At 59.7% G+C, this 16,260-nt stretch carries 17 protein-coding genes; 13 read left to right on the top strand and 4 right to left on the bottom strand.

Annotated features, from left to right (window positions below):
- Positions 1 to 257: 257 nt before the first annotated feature.
- From ACYZT4_RS24130 to ACYZT4_RS24115, 4 genes are read left to right on the top strand one after another with little or no spacing between them, the layout of a single operon-like run.
- A complete protein-coding gene (locus ACYZT4_RS24130; RefSeq protein WP_461983317.1) occupies positions 258 to 1,184 on the top strand; it encodes a DUF72 domain-containing protein in 927 nt (308 codons plus the stop codon).
- Positions 1,181 to 1,978, top strand: a complete 798-nt coding sequence (locus ACYZT4_RS24125; protein WP_461983315.1) for an endonuclease/exonuclease/phosphatase family protein — start codon at positions 1,181 to 1,183, stop codon at positions 1,976 to 1,978. The genes ACYZT4_RS24130 and ACYZT4_RS24125 overlap by 4 nt, the downstream gene beginning before the upstream one ends.
- Entirely contained in the window at positions 1,975 to 3,270 is a 1,296-nt protein-coding gene (gene clsB, locus ACYZT4_RS24120) for a cardiolipin synthase ClsB (RefSeq protein WP_461983314.1), read from the top strand. The genes ACYZT4_RS24125 and clsB overlap by 4 nt, the downstream gene beginning before the upstream one ends.
- Positions 3,257 to 4,252 carry a lysylphosphatidylglycerol synthase domain-containing protein gene (locus ACYZT4_RS24115; RefSeq protein WP_461983312.1) on the top strand — a complete coding sequence of 332 codons (996 nt, stop codon included), beginning with the start codon at positions 3,257 to 3,259 and terminating at the stop codon, positions 4,250 to 4,252. Before clsB ends, ACYZT4_RS24115 begins: the two co-directional genes overlap by 14 nt.
- A 49-nt stretch (positions 4,253 to 4,301) precedes the next feature.
- Here ACYZT4_RS24115 and ACYZT4_RS24110 read toward each other — a convergent pair whose 3' ends face one another.
- From ACYZT4_RS24110 to ACYZT4_RS24100, 3 genes are all read right to left on the bottom strand, one after another.
- A complete protein-coding gene (locus ACYZT4_RS24110; protein ID WP_461983310.1) occupies positions 4,302 to 5,060 on the bottom strand; it encodes an alpha/beta hydrolase family protein in 759 nt (252 codons plus the stop codon).
- Positions 5,050 to 6,159 carry a DUF3182 family protein gene (locus ACYZT4_RS24105; protein ID WP_461983309.1) on the bottom strand — a complete coding sequence of 370 codons (1,110 nt, stop codon included), beginning with the start codon at positions 6,157 to 6,159 and terminating at the stop codon, positions 5,050 to 5,052. Before ACYZT4_RS24105 ends, ACYZT4_RS24110 begins: the two co-directional genes overlap by 11 nt.
- A 117-nt stretch (positions 6,160 to 6,276) precedes the next feature.
- Positions 6,277 to 7,275 carry a GlxA family transcriptional regulator gene (locus ACYZT4_RS24100; RefSeq protein WP_461983308.1) on the bottom strand — a complete coding sequence of 333 codons (999 nt, stop codon included), beginning with the start codon at positions 7,273 to 7,275 and terminating at the stop codon, positions 6,277 to 6,279.
- A 99-nt stretch (positions 7,276 to 7,374) separates the two neighbouring features.
- Here ACYZT4_RS24100 and ACYZT4_RS24095 point away from each other — a divergent pair, with 99 nt between their 5' ends.
- From ACYZT4_RS24095 to ACYZT4_RS24055, 9 genes are all read left to right on the top strand, one after another.
- Positions 7,375 to 7,923: a cysteine hydrolase family protein gene (locus ACYZT4_RS24095; protein ID WP_461983307.1), complete on the top strand. Its 549-nt coding sequence runs from the start codon at positions 7,375 to 7,377 to the stop codon at positions 7,921 to 7,923.
- Between the two features lie 243 nt (positions 7,924 to 8,166).
- Positions 8,167 to 8,748: a YjfI family protein gene (locus ACYZT4_RS24090; RefSeq protein ID WP_461988778.1), complete on the top strand. Its 582-nt coding sequence runs from the start codon at positions 8,167 to 8,169 to the stop codon at positions 8,746 to 8,748.
- Between the two features lie 16 nt (positions 8,749 to 8,764).
- On the top strand, positions 8,765 to 9,463 hold the full coding sequence (locus ACYZT4_RS24085; protein WP_461983306.1) for a PspA/IM30 family protein: 699 nt from the start codon (positions 8,765 to 8,767) through the stop codon (positions 9,461 to 9,463).
- A 159-nt stretch (positions 9,464 to 9,622) separates the two neighbouring features.
- Positions 9,623 to 10,186: a rhomboid family intramembrane serine protease gene (locus ACYZT4_RS24080; protein ID WP_461983304.1), complete on the top strand. Its 564-nt coding sequence runs from the start codon at positions 9,623 to 9,625 to the stop codon at positions 10,184 to 10,186.
- A 74-nt stretch (positions 10,187 to 10,260) separates the two neighbouring features.
- On the top strand, positions 10,261 to 10,935 hold the full coding sequence (locus ACYZT4_RS24075; RefSeq protein WP_461983302.1) for a DUF2491 family protein: 675 nt from the start codon (positions 10,261 to 10,263) through the stop codon (positions 10,933 to 10,935).
- Between the two features lie 15 nt (positions 10,936 to 10,950).
- On the top strand, positions 10,951 to 11,379 hold the full coding sequence (locus tag ACYZT4_RS24070; protein WP_461983300.1) for a DUF350 domain-containing protein: 429 nt from the start codon (positions 10,951 to 10,953) through the stop codon (positions 11,377 to 11,379).
- A gap of 18 nt (positions 11,380 to 11,397) precedes the next feature.
- A complete protein-coding gene (locus tag ACYZT4_RS24065) occupies positions 11,398 to 12,126 on the top strand; it encodes a DUF1190 domain-containing protein (RefSeq protein WP_461983298.1) in 729 nt (242 codons plus the stop codon).
- Positions 12,127 to 12,138: 12 nt separating this feature from the next.
- A complete protein-coding gene (locus tag ACYZT4_RS24060; RefSeq protein ID WP_461983296.1) occupies positions 12,139 to 13,296 on the top strand; it encodes a glutathionylspermidine synthase family protein in 1,158 nt (385 codons plus the stop codon).
- A 73-nt stretch (positions 13,297 to 13,369) separates the two neighbouring features.
- Positions 13,370 to 15,565, top strand: coding sequence for an OsmC domain/YcaO domain-containing protein (locus tag ACYZT4_RS24055; protein ID WP_461983294.1), 2,196 nt, complete (start codon positions 13,370 to 13,372; stop codon positions 15,563 to 15,565).
- A gap of 156 nt (positions 15,566 to 15,721) precedes the next feature.
- On the opposite strand, the gene ACYZT4_RS24050 is transcribed toward ACYZT4_RS24055, so the two are convergent.
- Positions 15,722 to 16,258 carry a single-stranded DNA-binding protein gene (locus tag ACYZT4_RS24050; protein WP_461983292.1) on the bottom strand — a complete coding sequence of 179 codons (537 nt, stop codon included), beginning with the start codon at positions 16,256 to 16,258 and terminating at the stop codon, positions 15,722 to 15,724.
- Between the last annotated feature and the right edge of the window lie 2 nt (positions 16,259 to 16,260).

The following is a 16,260-nucleotide window of genomic DNA, read 5'->3' as shown; positions in this document are numbered from 1 at the left end:
GGCGTGTTTTTCGGCTCCGCCTACGCCGAGAGTTCCACGCGCACTGTCGCCTGTCACTCATCTCCCTGCAGGAGCCTGCCTGCTGACAATAGCGGTGTGACATTCACATCAATGTTGAATGGGCCACGGCCATCGCCAGCAAGCAGGCTCCTACGAGTTTCACATTCCTACCGTCTGTAGCCCGGTGGAAACTTTCTCGATTGACCGACAGTCATCAAAAGACAGCGGCAACCGAGGACCATCAGACGGGAGGCGACATGGCGGCGATTCATATTGGCATTTCAGGCTGGCGCTACACGCCTTGGCGGGGCGACTTCTACCCGAAGGGGCTGACTCAGAAGCGCGAATTGCAATTTGCCTCGCGGGCAGTCAACAGCATCGAAATCAATGGATCGTTCTACGCCCTGCAACGGCCTGAACGTTACGCTGAGTGGTACGCCGAAACCCCGGCAGACTTCGTTTTCAGCGTCAAGGCGCCGCGCTTTATCACGCACGTCAAACGCCTGCGTGACGTGCACAAGCCCTTGGCCAATTTCTTTGCCTCCGGCGTGCTGGAGCTCAAGGAAAAGCTTGGCCCGATCCTCTGGCAATTTCCGCCCAATTTCAAATTCGACGCCGAACTGTTCGAAAGCTTTCTCGAACAATTGCCGCCCAACACCCAGCAGGCCGCCGCCCTCGCCCGCCAGCACGACTCGCACCTGCACGGCCACGTCAGCATCAAGGCCTACAAGAAAAAGCCACTGCGCCACGCCGTCGAGATCAGGAACGACACCTTTGTCGACCCGGCGTTTATCCGCCTGCTGAAGCGCTACAACGTCGCCCTGGTGATCGCCGACACGGCCGGTAAATGGCCTTATCGTGAAGACCTCACCAGTGACTTCGTCTATTTGCGTCTGCACGGCGCCGAGGCGCTCTACGCCAGTGGTTACACGGAGCAAGCGCTGGACCGCTGGGGCGAACGGATTGACGCCTGGAACCACGGGCGGCAACCGTCCGACCCGCAGTTGATCGCGCCACGGCAGAAGCCCAAGGTGTGTAAATCCCGCGAAGTGTTTTGCTATTTCGACAATGACATCAAGGTCCGCGCGCCCTTCGACGCCCGCCGCTTGCTCGAGCACTTTCACCTCGACAAGGACCTCGCCACCGCTCCCGGCGAACCCGCTGCCGAAGGCGTGCTGTCATGAGTGGGCCCGAGCCGTTCAGCACCGCCGATGATCAGCCGCAGACCCTGACCGAAGTACGCCGCTTCACCGTGCTGACGGTTAACACGCACAAGGGCTTTACCGCGCTCAACCGGCGTTTCATCCTGCCGGAACTGCGTGAAGCGGTGCGCAGCGTGTCCGCCGACGTGGTGTTTTTGCAGGAAGTGCACGGCACGCACGAGCACCATCCCCAGCGCTACGACAACTGGCCTGCAATGCCGCAATACGAGTTTCTCGCCGACACGTTGTGGCCGCAGTTCGCCTACGGGCGCAACGCCGTGTACCCGGCCGGCGATCACGGCAACGCGCTGCTGTCGAAATTCCAGATCATTCGCCACGACAACCTCGACGTCTCGATCAGCGGCCATGAAAACCGCGGCATCCTGCATTGCGTGTTGCGCTTGCCCGGCGACGGCCCGGAAGTGCATGCGATTTGTGTTCATTTGGGGCTGCGCGAAACCCATCGCAACGAACAGCTGAAACTGCTGACTCAGCGTCTGGCAGAGTTGCCGGACGACGCGCCGGTCATCCTCGCCGGCGACTTCAACGACTGGCGCCAGCGCGCCGACGCGCTGCTCAAACCGTGCGGCTTGCGCGAGGTCTTTGCCGAACTTCACGGCAAACCAGCGCGCAGTTTCCCGGCACGCTTGCCGGCCTTGCGCCTGGACCGCATCTACGTACGCAACCTCAAGGCCCACCGCCCGCAAGTCCTGGCGGCGCGGCCTTGGTCACACCTTTCCGACCACGCACCGCTATCGGTGGAGATCGAGTTATGAGCAGCGCACCGATGGAAAAAACCAGCGTGGAACACGTGTCCGCCAATCCGCCGATCCGCGAGCCCGGCGTGGTCGACGTCGACTATGGCTGGCATGGCAACAACCGGGTGCATCTGCTGGAAAACGGTGAAGCGTATTTCCCAAGGGTGTTCGAGGCGATGCGTCAGGCCAAGACGGAAATCCTCCTGGAAACCTTTATTGTGTTCGAGGACAAGGTCGGCAACGAGCTGCAGCAAGTGTTGATCGAAGCGGCGCAACGCGGTGTGCGGGTCACCGCCAGCCTTGACGGTTTCGGTTGTGGCGAGCTGACCACTGGCTACCTCGCGGCATTGAGCGAGGCCGGCGTACAGATCCAGATGTTTGATCCGGCGCCCAAGCGCCTGGGCTTTCGCACTAACTGGTTCCGGCGCCTGCACCGCAAAATCGTGGTGGTCGATGGCACGATTGCGTTCATCGGCGGCATCAACTTTTCCGCCGACCATCTCGCCGACTTTGGCCCCGAGGCCAAGCAGGATTACTCGGTTGAAGTGCAAGGCCCGGCAGTGGCAGACATTCATCATTTCGCCCTGCTGCAGAGCGGTCGCCCGGCGCGGGCCAAATTCTGGTGGCAACGGCGTCGCCAACGCCGTTCGGAACTGGCGTTCAGTGACCACGATGGTCAGGTTCGTTTGGTCTACCGCGATAATGGCGACCATCGCACCGACATTGAAGAGGTTTACCGATTGGCCCTGCGCAGTGCCCAGCGCCGCGTGGTGATCGCCAACGCCTACTTCTTCCCGGGCTACCGTCTGCTGCGCGAGATTCGCAACGCCGCTCGCCGTGGCGTCGATGTGCGGCTGATCCTGCAGGGTCAGCCAGACATGCTGGTGGCCAAACTGGCGGCGCGCATGACCTATGACTATTTGCTCAAGGCCGGTGTGCAGATCCACGAATATTGCGAGCGCCCTCTGCACGGCAAGGTCGCGCTGGTGGACGAGGACTGGTGCACCGTGGGCTCAAGCAATCTCGACCCGTTGAGCCTGTCGATGAACCTGGAAGCCAATGTGCTGATCCGCGATCGCACCTTCAATCGCGAATTATCCGAACGCCTCGAAATGCTCAGCGCACATCACTGCAAAGCCATGTCACCGGACAAATCCCCCCGCGGACGGGTGTGGCACATGACCGTGGGTTTGCTGGTGTTTCACTTCCTGCGGCATTTCCCGGCGTGGGCCGGTTGGCTGCCGGCGCACAAGCCGCGCCTGAAGCTGTTCACGCACACCGCCGGGAGCGATCACCATGAGCCGCGCTGAAACCCATCCGGCGGTGCACGCCGACAGCCCCGGCAAGTCGCGCTTCAGCCGCTGGAAAAAACCGCTGACGATCCTGTTTTTCCTCGCACTGATCGTGCTGTTCACGATGCTCGCCCAGCGCATCGAATGGAACGAGGTATTCGACACCCTTGCTGAATTCAAGGTGCGCACGCTGATCATCGCGTCCGGGCTGACGCTGGTCAGTTTTCTGGTGTACGCCTGCTTCGACCTGATCGGCCGTACCTATATTCGTCAGGATTTGACCTGGAAACAGATCCTGCCGGTAGGGGTTATCAGCTACGCCTTCAATCTGAATTTAAGTGCCTGGGTCGGCGGCATCGCCATGCGTTATCGGCTGTATTCGCGGCTCGGGGTGAGCAAAGGCAACATCGCGAAAATTCTCGGCTTGAGCCTGGCGACCAATTGGTTCGGCTATATGGTGATCGCTGGCGCAGTGTTCAGCAGCGGGCTGGTGCGCATGCCGCCCGGCTGGAAACTCAGCAGCGGAGCGTTGCAGGCGGTGGGGGTTTTGTTGTTGCTGGTGAGCGCGGGCTACCTGGCGGCTTGTCAGTTTTCCAAGCGTCGCGAGTGGGCGATTCGCGGCGTGGAAATCAATCTGCCGTCGCTGCGCATGGCGATACTGCAACTGGCGCTTGGGGCGCTGAACTGGTCGCTGATGGCGGCGGTGATTTTCACGTTGTTGCCGAGCAAGCTGGATTATCCGTTGGTGCTGGGGGTGTTGTTGATCAGTGCGATTGCTGGCGTCATTACCCATATTCCGGCCGGGCTCGGGGTGCTGGAAGCGGTGTTTGTGGCGCTGCTGCAGCATGAGGCTTCGCGGGGGAGTCTGGTGGCGGGATTGCTGGCCTATCGAGCGATTTATTTCATCTTGCCGTTGTTGATTACGTTGGTGATGTATTTGATTGTCGAAGCGAAGGCGAAGTCGCTACGGATCGCCAAGAAACCCAAGGAGCAAGGTTGAGAGCGACGACTCGATTTGCTCGCGAATGATCTCAAAAACACCACACATCTCAGGTCGACTGAATAATGCTCAACCGCTCACCCACCACCATCTCGGTAATCCAGTCCACCAGAATCGTGGTGTACGCCTGTTGCGAAACCGGCTCGCTCAACGCGTGATCGGCGCCGTCGATAATCCGGTGCGTCAGCGAATGCGTCTGCTGGCACGCGGCGCGGTAGCTCATGATCGTCGCGTGCGGCACATAGGTGTCCGTCTCGGACTCAACCAACAACACGTCCCCGGTAAATTGCGAACAGGCATGCAGCGCGCGGTTGGTGTCGGCGCGCACCAGCGTGCTGCGGTAATCACGCAGATCGAGCTTGTCGAGATCCCGCTTGGGCGTGTGCCATTGCTCGTCGCGGTACAGTGCCGGCACCCGCAGCGCCAGCCAGCGCACCGGGCGCAGTGACGTCAGGATCGATGCCAGATAACCGCCATAACTGGTGCCGACCACGGCAATCGCCGAGGTATCCAGCGCCGGATGCGAGAGCAGGCGGTCATACGCCGCCAGCAGGTCGCGCAGGTTGTCTTCACGGGACACCCGCGACAGCGCAATGCCAGTGCCGCCGGTGTGCCCGCGCAAGTCGAAAGTCAAACATACGCAACCCAGACCGGCAATGCCTTTGGCCCGCTCAAGGTCGCGTTCCTGGCTGCCACCCCAGCCATGCACGAAGAGCACGCCGGGGACTTTCGATTTGGGACTGAGAAACGTCCCGAGCATCTGCTCGTCATCAATGTCGATCTGAATGGTTTCGCTTCTAGCCGTCATAGGAATTGACCGTCACGTACTTGAGGAGAAATTCACTGTTTTGCGCCGGTCCGCGATACACCTCGATGGCGTCCGCCGGCAGCGCCTGATCGATGTAGGTTTCCACCGAGGACACGCGAATCGCGCGCATCCCCGGGTCGTTGACGAAGCTCTGCAACGCCGCCACTTCGGCGCTGCTGGCACCGCCCATGCGCCACGACTGTTCGAGCACGCCGCTGCGCTGCTGGCCGCGACTGTCCTGGCCTTGCGCGATGTCATAGTTGCGCCGCGATGCGTAGAAACCGGGATAAGCTTCCGCCGCCGCGCTGTCGAACACCTGCGCTTGCTCGATGGCCAGACGCACGTCATCAGGCAAACCAAGCCCGAGCAATTCGGCGTAGTCGCCCTGCACCACCAGCAGGTTGGACCCACCATAAACCTGCTCGCCCTGAGCGTCATTGGTCAAGTATTGATCACCGCAGTAACTCAGCACTTTGTCGCCGATGAAGCTTTGGCCGACGCTGTGGGTCACCACGTTGGTCAGGTCCTGCTCCAGCACCACGCCTTCACTGAACAGTGTTTTGGCATCCGGCCTGGCGAGGATGGCGTCAAATTCGTCGAGACTTTTGATCACCTCTTGACCGCGCCCGGCGCAGGCGTGAACCGGTTTGAGGCGGATCGGCCCTTCGCTCAACAGGTGCTCTGCCGCAGCACGCGCGTCGTCGAACGAAAACACGCTCAGCCCATCGAGCACCACGCTGCGCACCCGTTCGCCAAACAGTGGCGACCAGCCCTGGGGAGCATGGGCATTTTCGTTGAGTAAACCGTGGCTGATTGCTTTGGTGCAGATGAAATCATGCTCGACGTAACCGCCCCACAAATCGTCTGGCCCCTTCACGCCTAATTGCCGAGCGGCCGCGTCGCCAACCAGGGTTTGCGTGGGCAGTAGATAAAGATCACGCCCACTGTGCCGCTCGGGGTCGTAACTGCCGCCGTACTTGAACCCGAGGATGTGCGCCAGCCAACGGGCCAAGGCGCGATTGGTGTCGACTTCGTGCTGTGGTGCGTCGGGCCGCACGGAATGGGCAACCACCAGTTTTTTGCGGTTTGTTGGGGTCATGTGTCCCCCTTCAATTGGTGCTGGATGAATGTGTTCAACAGGTTGCAGATCAACCTGTTTCGACCCCGGCATTTGCACTATAAATGTTTCATACATCCAGTGTAGGCGCGAGCTTGGCTATTGGCGGGTCGCGGCCGCAGTCGGCGATACCCCGAACCGCGTTCGATAATCACTCGGCGCCAGCCCGGTGATCTTTCTGAACGTCGCACGAAACGCACTCGGGTCCTGATAGCCCACGGTCCAGGCAATGTGGTCGATGGTGCCGTTGGTGAACTCGAGCATTTCCCGCGCCTTGCCGACCCGCAGATGTTGGCAGTACTCAGTGGGTTTCAACCCGGTCGCCGCGCGGAACCGGCGCAGGAAAGTACGCTCTTCCAGCCCGGCCTTTTCGGCCATTGTCGTCAGCGACACATCCGTCGCTCCGGTGCTTTGCAGCCAGTGCTGGACCTTGAGAATCGAGGCATCGCCATGACTGAGAATCGGCGAAAAATTACTCCCGCATTCGCTCGCGCTGTCGCTGTGTTCGATCACCAGAAACCGCGCGGTGCCGGTGGCGATGCTCGGCCCCAGCAAGCGATCGACCAGGCGTAGACCCAGCTCGGACCAGGCCATCAACCCCGCCGTAGTAATCAAGTCGCCGTCATCGACGATCGGCGTATCGGCCTTGAGCTTGATCGCCGGGTAACGCTCGGCGAATGACTTGGCCGAGGTCCAGTGGGTGGTGGCACTGCGGCCATCAAGCAGGCCGCTTTCGGCCAATAGAATCGAGCCCACGCACACGCCACCGAGAGTCGCGCCGCCCGCATGCTGCTGGCGAACCCAGTTCAACAACGCCTGCGGAATCTGGCCGGCGTAAAAACTCGCAATCGACGGCGGGATCAGCACCGCCACCAAGGGACCGTCTGGCGCGGTATGACTGTCATAGACGCGCTCCGGCACCTCATCGCCCTCCACCCGCCAATGACTGACCCGCAGCAGCGGCAACTGCGCCGACTGATGCTCGGCGGCGATCCGGTTCGCCACGGCGAACAAATCCGTCAAACCGTGCACCGCCGCCATCTGCGCGCCGGGATAAACCAGCACGCCCAGTTCGACGATTGCCCTATTCGCGTCCATTGTCAGTTTTCCCCCTTCTATTGTCGGTGCGGCCAATCCCCGGAAGGCTCGCCGCAGCCGATACTTGATTCCACACCCAAACACATCGAGGAAACAGTCATGGCCAAGCAAGCGCTCATCGTAGTCGATATCCAAAACGACTACTTCCCCCAAGGCAAGTGGCCGCTGGTTGGCGCCGATGCGGCGGCGGACAACGCCGTACGCCTGCTCAATGCCTTCCGCGACGCCGGCGATTCTGTGGTGCATATTCGCCACGAATTCACCTCCGAAGAGGCGCCGTTCTTCACCCCCGGCTCCGAAGGCGCGAAGCTGCACCCCAAAGTGCTCAACCAGCGCGACGAGCCAGTGGTGCTAAAGCATTTCGTCAACTCGTTCCGTGAAACCGAACTGAAATCTATTCTTGACGAGCAAGGCATCAAGGAACTGGTGGTCGTCGGCAGCATGAGCCACATGTGCGTCGACGGCATCACCCGCGCGGCGGCTGACTTCGGTTACAGCGTGACCGTGGTCCACGATGCCTGCGCCTCCCGTGATCTGGAGTTCAACGGTCTTACCGTCCCGGCTGCGCATGTTCATGCGGCTTTCATGTCGGCGCTGGGTTTTGCGTATGCCAGCGTCATCTCGACCGACGAATGCCTCGCCCGCTGAAATGATTACCTGTGGGAGCCAGCCCGCTCCCACAGTTCCGTCCAGTATAAAATCTCACGCGTGAGCTATTGAGGGTTCCTGAATTTGCCTGTAGTGTTCCTCACGCGTGAGTTTTTCACAACGAGGCCTACCCCCATGAACAGCAGCTCTCCACCAGACCCGCCTGCCGAGTCTGGCACCGATTCCGCGAGCCCCAAGGGAGAGCGCTCGAAACCGTCCGCGAAGAAACCGTCGAGCTTCTACATGAAGCAGATGCGAGCGGGCCTGGGGGCCGCCGGTTATGTCAAACACGAGACTTGGGTGCTTCCCGAAAATCGAAGCCTGCTCAAGCAGATGGAGAAACAGCTACGCCAACCGATTCTGGCTGGCTCATTCATGTCGGAGAATTACATGAGCGCAGGTAACAACTGGAACATCGACCGCCTCTACAGCGCCCTTCAGGCCCTGGACGAAGTGGTCTCGAACGACATCACCCTCTCCCTGGTTCAAGGCTCCGAGTCCAGCATCAAGCTGGAAATGAACGATTTCGGTGGCTTGCCGATTTACATCGCCGTCGTGGGCGACCAGATCATCGTCGATACCGTGCTGGTCGACGTCGAGTCGATTACCGACGTGCCGACGTTCAATGACGCCGTGCTGCGCAGCCGTGAGCTGTTCCCGCTGTCGTCGATCGGCATCGAGTCCATGCCCAACGGGCAGATTGTTTACAACATGTTTGGCGCACTGAGCTCCGATTCGAGCCTGACCAACGTCGTGACCGAGGTCAAAACCCTCGTCGACAACGTCCAGCGCGCCAGCGAAGCCTTCGAACGTTTCTTCAATTAATTATTCGGAAATCCCAATGACTCAGTCCATCTGGAGCAAATTGTTCACCGCGCTGCGCGGCGGTGCCAACGAAGTCGGCGAATCGATTGCCGACCAACAGGCCCTGCGCATCCTCGATCAGGAAATCCGCGATGCTGACAGCGCGCTGGCCAACGCCAAGCGCGAGCTGATCACTATCATGGCCAAGCACAAACTCTCGGCCGATCGCGTCAGCGAATACAACGCCAAGATCAAGGACCTCGAATCCAAAGCTCTGGCTGCGATCCAGGCCAACCGCGAAGACCTGGCACTGGAAGTGGCCGAGGCCATTTCGACCCTGACCAACGAGCTGGATGTCGAGCAGAAGCAGGCCACCGAATTCGGCGGTTACGCAGACAATATGCGCAAAGACATCACCAAGGCCGAAAGCCGCATCAAAAGCCTGCGCCAGCAAGTGGACATGGCCAAGGCCCGCGACAGCGTGCAGAAAGCCCAGGTCAGCGCGTCCATCGCCAGTGGCGGTGCCAACGGCAAACTGGAAACTGCGGTCGGTACCTTGAACCGTTTGCAGGCCAAGCAGCAGCAACGCGCCGCGGAACTGGAAGCCCAAGACCAACTGGCCGATACCTCGACCGGCACCGACCTGGAGCGCAAGCTGCGCGAAGCCGGCATTACCCCGGACACCGGCAGCGCCAATGCGATTCTGGAGCGCCTGAAGCAGAAATCGGCTGAGTAACCCGCTTGGGCGCAACCGTATTACCTGTAGGAGCGAGCCTGCTCGCGATGGACGTTAACGATAACGCGTGCTTGCAGGAAGTACGCGTCGTTCTTGCGTTTTTCGCGAGCAGGCTCGCTCCTACAGGAGGCTGTGTGTTTTTTTGAATCGAGGTCACGGATGGATGCCCTGAAGGGTTTCAAGACAATCGCTGCCCTGGCCATTTTGATGCTGGCGCTGCAACTGCTCAATCTGGCGACCGGCTACAGCCTCATGGCTTTCGGGCTAGTGCCGAGAACTGTGCATGGACTGGTCGGCATCATCACGTCACCCTTCTTGCACGCGTCCTTTGCGCACCTCAGCGCTAACCTGATCCCCTTCCTGATTTTGGGCTCCCTCGTTATTGTCGAAGGGCTCCACCGTTTCCTCGCCGTCAGCGCGATCATCATTCTGCTGGGCGGTTCGCTGGTCTGGTTGTTCGGTTTTGCCGGCGTGCACATTGGCGCCAGCGGCTGGGTGTTCGGGCTATGGGCGTACCTCTTGTCCCGCGCCTGGTTTCACAGAAGCTGGGGCAACCTGATCATCGCCAGTGTCGTGGCGCTGCTCTACGGCGGCCTGATCTTTGGCTTCCTGCCGCGACAGGGTGTGTCCTTCGAAGGGCATTTATTGGGTGCATTCGCCGGAGTTATCGCAGCCAAGGTACTTTTCTCAGCGCCGCGCAGCAGGTCTAATGCCGCCGGTTAACCCGCTTGGCGCGAAGCGCATTGACGGCGGTGCACGCTCCTGTATCGCCTCCACCCGCCTCAAGGAAATCTTCAATGGGATGGTTTAAGCAGTTGATGGGGCTTGAGGCCCCAAACGCGAATCCACACTCAAAATGGACCGCCAACGAAACCCAGCCGGCCGTCGGGCCGCTGGGATTGGGTCTGGGCAAGGGCGTGATGTTCGACTCGACCCTGAAATTGCTGCTCGACGAAAAAACTGCTGTGATCATTCCCGACTCCCAGCAGATCTGGAGCAACGGCACCGTTGATCTCGGCCAGTCGACCTGGCTATCGCGCTACTACATGAACGACGAAGACTACTGGCTGCAAGTGCACACCACCGGCGACATCGCCGGCCAGGTCGAGTCGGTGATCCTGTTCAACTACCTCAGCTCCGTCACCCTCAGCAGCGAGGCGGAACTGCGTCGCCTGGCCGGCCCGCAAAGCCTGATCGGGCTGCCGACCTACACCCACGAAGGTGCCGAGTACACCCGCGTGTGGGGTACCGAGGATGGCCAGACCGAATTGGTGGCGTTGAGCGAACAGCTGAAAAATCCGGACGAGTCCTACAGCATCGAGCACCGTTCGATGCTGTACGCTCGCGAGACCGGCCTCACCGACCGCCGCGAGTTCCTGCTGTTTTCGGTCGAAGAAGACGCCGAAGGCACGATCAGCCTGAGCACGTCGCTGGGCATTTCGCTGTACACCACCGACTTGAACGCTTTTTAACCAAGGAAGAACGCCATGCTTGAAGCACTCTCCATTTCCCTGAACAAAGCCGCCGTGCTCGGGTTTGTCGTGTATATCCTCGGCGCCGCCGTGCTGTTCGCGCTCTTTCAGTTCATCTACACCCGCATCACCCCGCACAAGGAATTCGAGCTGATCCGTTCCGGCAACGTGGCGGCCGCGATTGCCTTGGGCGGCGCGATCATCGGTTTCGCGATTCCGGCGAGTAACGTGATTGCCTACTCGATCAGCCTGCTCGACTTTGTTGTCTGGTCAGTGATCGCCGCAGGGGTGCAACTGCTGGCGTTCCTGGTGACCAGCCTGGTATTGAAAGGCACGTCCGAACGCATCAAGAAAGGTGAAGTCGCTGCGGGCATCTATGTCGCGGCCGTGGCCATCAGCGTCGGCATGTTGAACGCCGCCTGCATGACCCCCTCGTCGAACTGATCGCGCACGGAGCTCCCGATGAAACGAAGCAAGTACGTTCAGTTGTCGTTGGCAGCCTCGGTCGCGATGGCGATTTCAGGCTGCGGGCCGACGGAAAAAACCTACTCGGTACAGAAGAAGTACAACTTTCAGTCGGTTCAGCAATGCGCCGATGAAAAACTTCCCGTGGACGTCTGCTCGGACGCCTACATGACGGCCATGACCGAACATCGACGCATTGCGCCGGTGTACGACAACCAGGCCGATTGCGACGCGGACTTCGTCGCCGACTGGTGCCAGCAGGACTCCGCCGGCAAATTCATCCCCAAGCTCGGCGGCTTCGAACTAAGCGCGGATGGCGAGGTGACGCAATCCCAGGTGGACGCTGCCAAGGCCCAACTGCCCGCCTCGGAAGCCAACAGTGGCGGCTCCGGATTCTCCGGCACCAGCCTGCTGACCGGTCTGCTGATCGGCAACATGCTGAGCAATAACCGCAACAGCTATTACTCGCAACCGGTGTATCGCTACCGCGATGATCGCGGCAGTTATGCGTCCTCGACGCTCGGCCAGCGGATCGAGAAAGGCTCGACCTTCAACAAATCCAATCAGGCCCGGTACGGGAGCAGCAACTACGCCGATTCCATCCGTTCCGCCAGCAAACCGGTGTCCGTCGCCTCGTCCACTTCCCGTGGCGGCTTCGGCAGCAAGGCCAGTGCACGCAGCGGCTGGGGCGGGTCGAGCAAAGGTTTTGGCGGGTCGAGCAGTTAAGGAATTCGGGCGATGAAAAAGATCCTCTGCGCAGAACGTCATGACTGGAAACAGACGGCCGAGCGCCTCGGCTTCCTGTTCCACACCATCGACGACGAGCCCTATTGGGACGAGAGCGCGTACTACCAGTTCACGCTCAAGCAGATCGAAAACGATCTCGAAGACCCGACCACCGAGATCCATGAAATGTGCATGGACCTGGTGGCCCGCGTGGTTCAGAGCGAAGAATTGCTGGAGCGCCTGAGCATCCCCGCGCCGTTCTTCGACATGATTCGCACCTCATGGCTCGAAGGCCATCCGCACCTGTATGGGCGTATGGACTTTTCCTACGACGGCAGCGGCCCGGCCAAACTGCTGGAACTGAATTACGACACACCGACCAGCCTGTACGAGGCTGCGGCGTTTCAATGGGGCTGGCTGGAGCAGTGCATCGAACGTGGCTTGCTGCCCAAGCACGCCGACCAGTTCAACAGCATCGACACCAAACTGCATCAGGCCTTCGCCCAGTTGCAACTCAAGCAGCCCTTCTATTTCGCCTCAATGAAAGACTCGGTCGAAGACAAAGGCACCACCGACTACCTGCGCCTGGTCGCGGAAAAGGTCGGCATCGAATCCCGGCATATCGATATCGAAGACATTGGCCTGACCAGTGACGGGCGCTTCGTCGATCTGGAAGATCGCTGGATTCCTCACTTGTTCAAGCTGCATGCCTGGGAGTTCATCTTCCATGAGCCGTTCGGTGCAGCGATTGCCCAGAGCGATACACAGTTTTTCGAACCGGCGTGGAAATCCATCATTTCCAACAAAGGCATCCTGCCGTTGCTGTGGGAATCCAACAAAGGTCATCCCAATCTGCTCGCGGCGCACCTGGATGCTGAACCGAATAAAGCGGTGCCCAAGGGCTGGGTGCGCAAGCCGTTCTTCTCGCGGGAAGGCGCCAACATCGAACTGCAAACGGCTGACGGTCTGATCGTCAAAGAGGACGGGCCCTACACGGATGCGCCGTTCATCCTTCAGGAATTTGCGCCGTTGCCACGGTTTGGCGACAGCTACACGCTGATCGGTTCCTGGGTGATCGGCGATCAGGCGGCCGGAATCGGGGTTCGGGAAGACAACAGCCTGATCACCAAGGATTCAAGCCGTTTCCTGCCACACCTGATCCTCGACTAGACAACCGCAACACTTACTGCTGAAAAGCCGGATAATGGCGGCCAAATCGTCTAGCCGTTATCTGGTAACCCCCATGGAAATCAAGGTCAATTTTCTCGACAACCTTCGACTTGAAGCCAAGTTCGACGACTTCACGGTGGTGGCCGACCAACCTATCCGCTACAAGGGCGATGGCTCGGCACCGGGCCCGTTCGACTACTTCCTGGCCTCGTCGGCACTGTGCGCGGCGTACTTTGTGAAGTTGTACTGCAGCACGCGCAATATCCCCACGGACAACATCCGTCTGTCGCAGAACAACATTGTCGACCCGGAAAACCGCTACAGCCAGATTTTCAAGATCCAGGTCGAGTTGCCGGCAGACATCTCTGACAAGGACCGCCAAGGCATCCTGCGTTCCATCGACCGTTGCACTGTGAAAAAAGTGGTGCAGGCCGGGCCTGAGTTTGTCATCGAAGAGGTGGAAAACCTCGACGCCGATGCACAAGCCTTGTTGATGCCGTCTTCCGGCTCAGAGTCAGGCACCTACATTGCGGGCAAGGATCTGCCGCTGGAGCAGACCATCGCTAACATGTCGGCCATACTGGCGGGCCTGGGCATGAAAATTGAAATCGCCTCGTGGCGCAATATCGTGCCCAATGTCTGGTCGCTGCATATCCGCGACGCGCACTCGCCGATGTGTTTCACCAACGGCAAGGGCGCGACCAAGGAAGGCGCGCTGGCGTCGGCATTGGGCGAATTCATCGAACGACTCAACTGCAATTTTTTCTACAACGACCAGTTCTGGGGCGAAGACATCGCCAACGCGCCGTTCGTGCATTACCCGGACGAACGCTGGTTCAAGCCTGGCCGTAAAGACGAGCTGCCGGCTGAAATCCTCGACGCGCACTGCCTGAAGATTTACAACCGCGACGGCGACCTGCGCGGCTCGCACCTGATCGATACCAACTCGGGCAATGAACAGCGCGGCATCTGCTCGTTGCCTTTCGTGCGCCAGTCGGACGGTGAGGCGGTGTATTTCCCGTCGAACCTGATTGAAAACCTGTTCCTCAGCAACGGCATGAGCGCGGGCAATACGCTGGCCGAAGCCCAGGTGCAGTGCCTGTCGGAGATTTTCGAGCGCGCGGTGAAACGCGAAATCATCGAAGGCGAATTTGCCCTGCCGGATGTGCCGGCCGACGTGCTGGCCAAGTATCCCGGGATCCTCGCCGGTATCCAGGCGCTGGAACAGCAAGGCTTCCCGGTGCTGGTAAAGGACGCGTCCCTGGGCGGTGAATTTCCGGTGATGTGCGTCACCCTGATGAACCCGCGGACCGGCGGTGTGTTCGCCTCGTTCGGTGCGCACCCGAGCCTGGAAGTTGCACTGGAGCGCAGCCTGACCGAATTGCTCCAGGGCCGCAGTTTCGAAGGCCTCAACGACTTGCCCCAGCCGACGTTTGAAGGTCATGCGGTGACCGAGCCCAACAACTTCGTCGAGCACTTTATCGACTCCAGTGGCGTGGTGTCATGGCGCTTCTTCAGCTCGAAGTCGGATTACGAGTTCGTTGAGTGGGACTTCTCTGGCCAGGGTGAAAACTCGAATGCCGAGGAAGCCGCGACCTTGTTCGGCATTCTCAAAAGCATGGGCAAAGAAGTGTACATGGCGGTCTACGAGCATATCGGCGCGAAGGCCTGCCGCATCCTGGTGCCGGACTACTCGGAAATTTATCCTGCGGACGACCTGATTTGGGATAACACCAACAAAGCGCTGTTCTTCCGCGCCGACATCCTCAACCTGCATCGCCTGGATGAACAAGAACTGCAATCGCTGGTTGAGCGTCTGGTGGAAAGTGAGCTGGACGACTACACCGACATCACCAGCTTGATCGGCATCGAGTTTGACGACAATACCGCCTGGGGTCAGTTGACGATTCTGGAGTTGAAGCTGCTGATCTATCTCGCCTTGCAGCAATTTGAAGAGGCGAAAGAAGCCGTGGAAATGTTCCTGCAGTACAACGACAACACGGTTGAGCGTGGCTTGTTCTACCAAGCCGTTAACGTGGTACTGGAGATGAAGCTGGACGAAGACCTGGAGCTGGAAGACTACGAGGCCAACTTCCGCCGGATGTTCGGCAACGAGCGCACGGATGCAGCGATTGGCTCGGTGGACGGCAGCGTGCGCTTCTATGGCTTGACGCCGACCAGCATGAAACTTGAGGGGCTCGATCGACACCTGCGCCTGATTGACAGCTACAAAAAACTGCACACAGCACGAGCGAACATGAACGTGTAGGAGCCTGCTTGCTGGCGATCCAGGCGACGCCGTTAATCAGGTAAACCGCGTGATCGTTCATCGCGAGCAAATAGCACGCAAAAGAAAACCCCCGACCAGTCCAGAGAACTGATCGGGGGTTTCGAAGCTAAACTTTACAACAGTCCAGGCAAAATCCTAGAACGGGATATCGTCATCAAAGCTGTCGAAATCCGGAGCCGGCTGAGGCGCAGCCTGCTGTGGAGCCGGACGCGACTGTTGCGCAGCTGATTGCTGCGGCGCCGACTGCTGCGGACGCGGGGCCTGCTGACGTGGGGCCGGCGCGGACTGCTGGTAGTTATTACCCCCGCCTTGTTGGTCGCCCTGCTGTGGACGGCCGCCGAGCAGTTGCATGGTGCCTTGCATGTCGACCACGATTTCAGTGGTGTAACGCTTGATACCGTCTTTTTCCCACTCGCGGGTCTGCAGCTTGCCTTCGATGTAGACCTGCGAACCCTTACGCAGGTATTCGCCGGCGATTTCCGCCACTTTGCCGAACATCGACACACGGTGCCACTCGGTCTTCTCGACCTTCTGACCGGTTTGCTTGTCGGTCCATTGTTCGCTGGTCGCCAGACTCAGGTTGGTCACGGCGTTACCGTTAGGCAGGTAGCGAACTTCGGGATCCTGGCCGCAAGTGCCGACCAATATGACTTTGTTAACCCCACGGGCCATAA

The sequence above is a fragment of the Pseudomonas sp. GB2N2 genome (genome assembly GCF_054897705.1).
The sequence above is the reverse complement of the archived record's forward strand: the minus strand, read 5'-3'. Positions and strand labels throughout refer to the sequence as shown.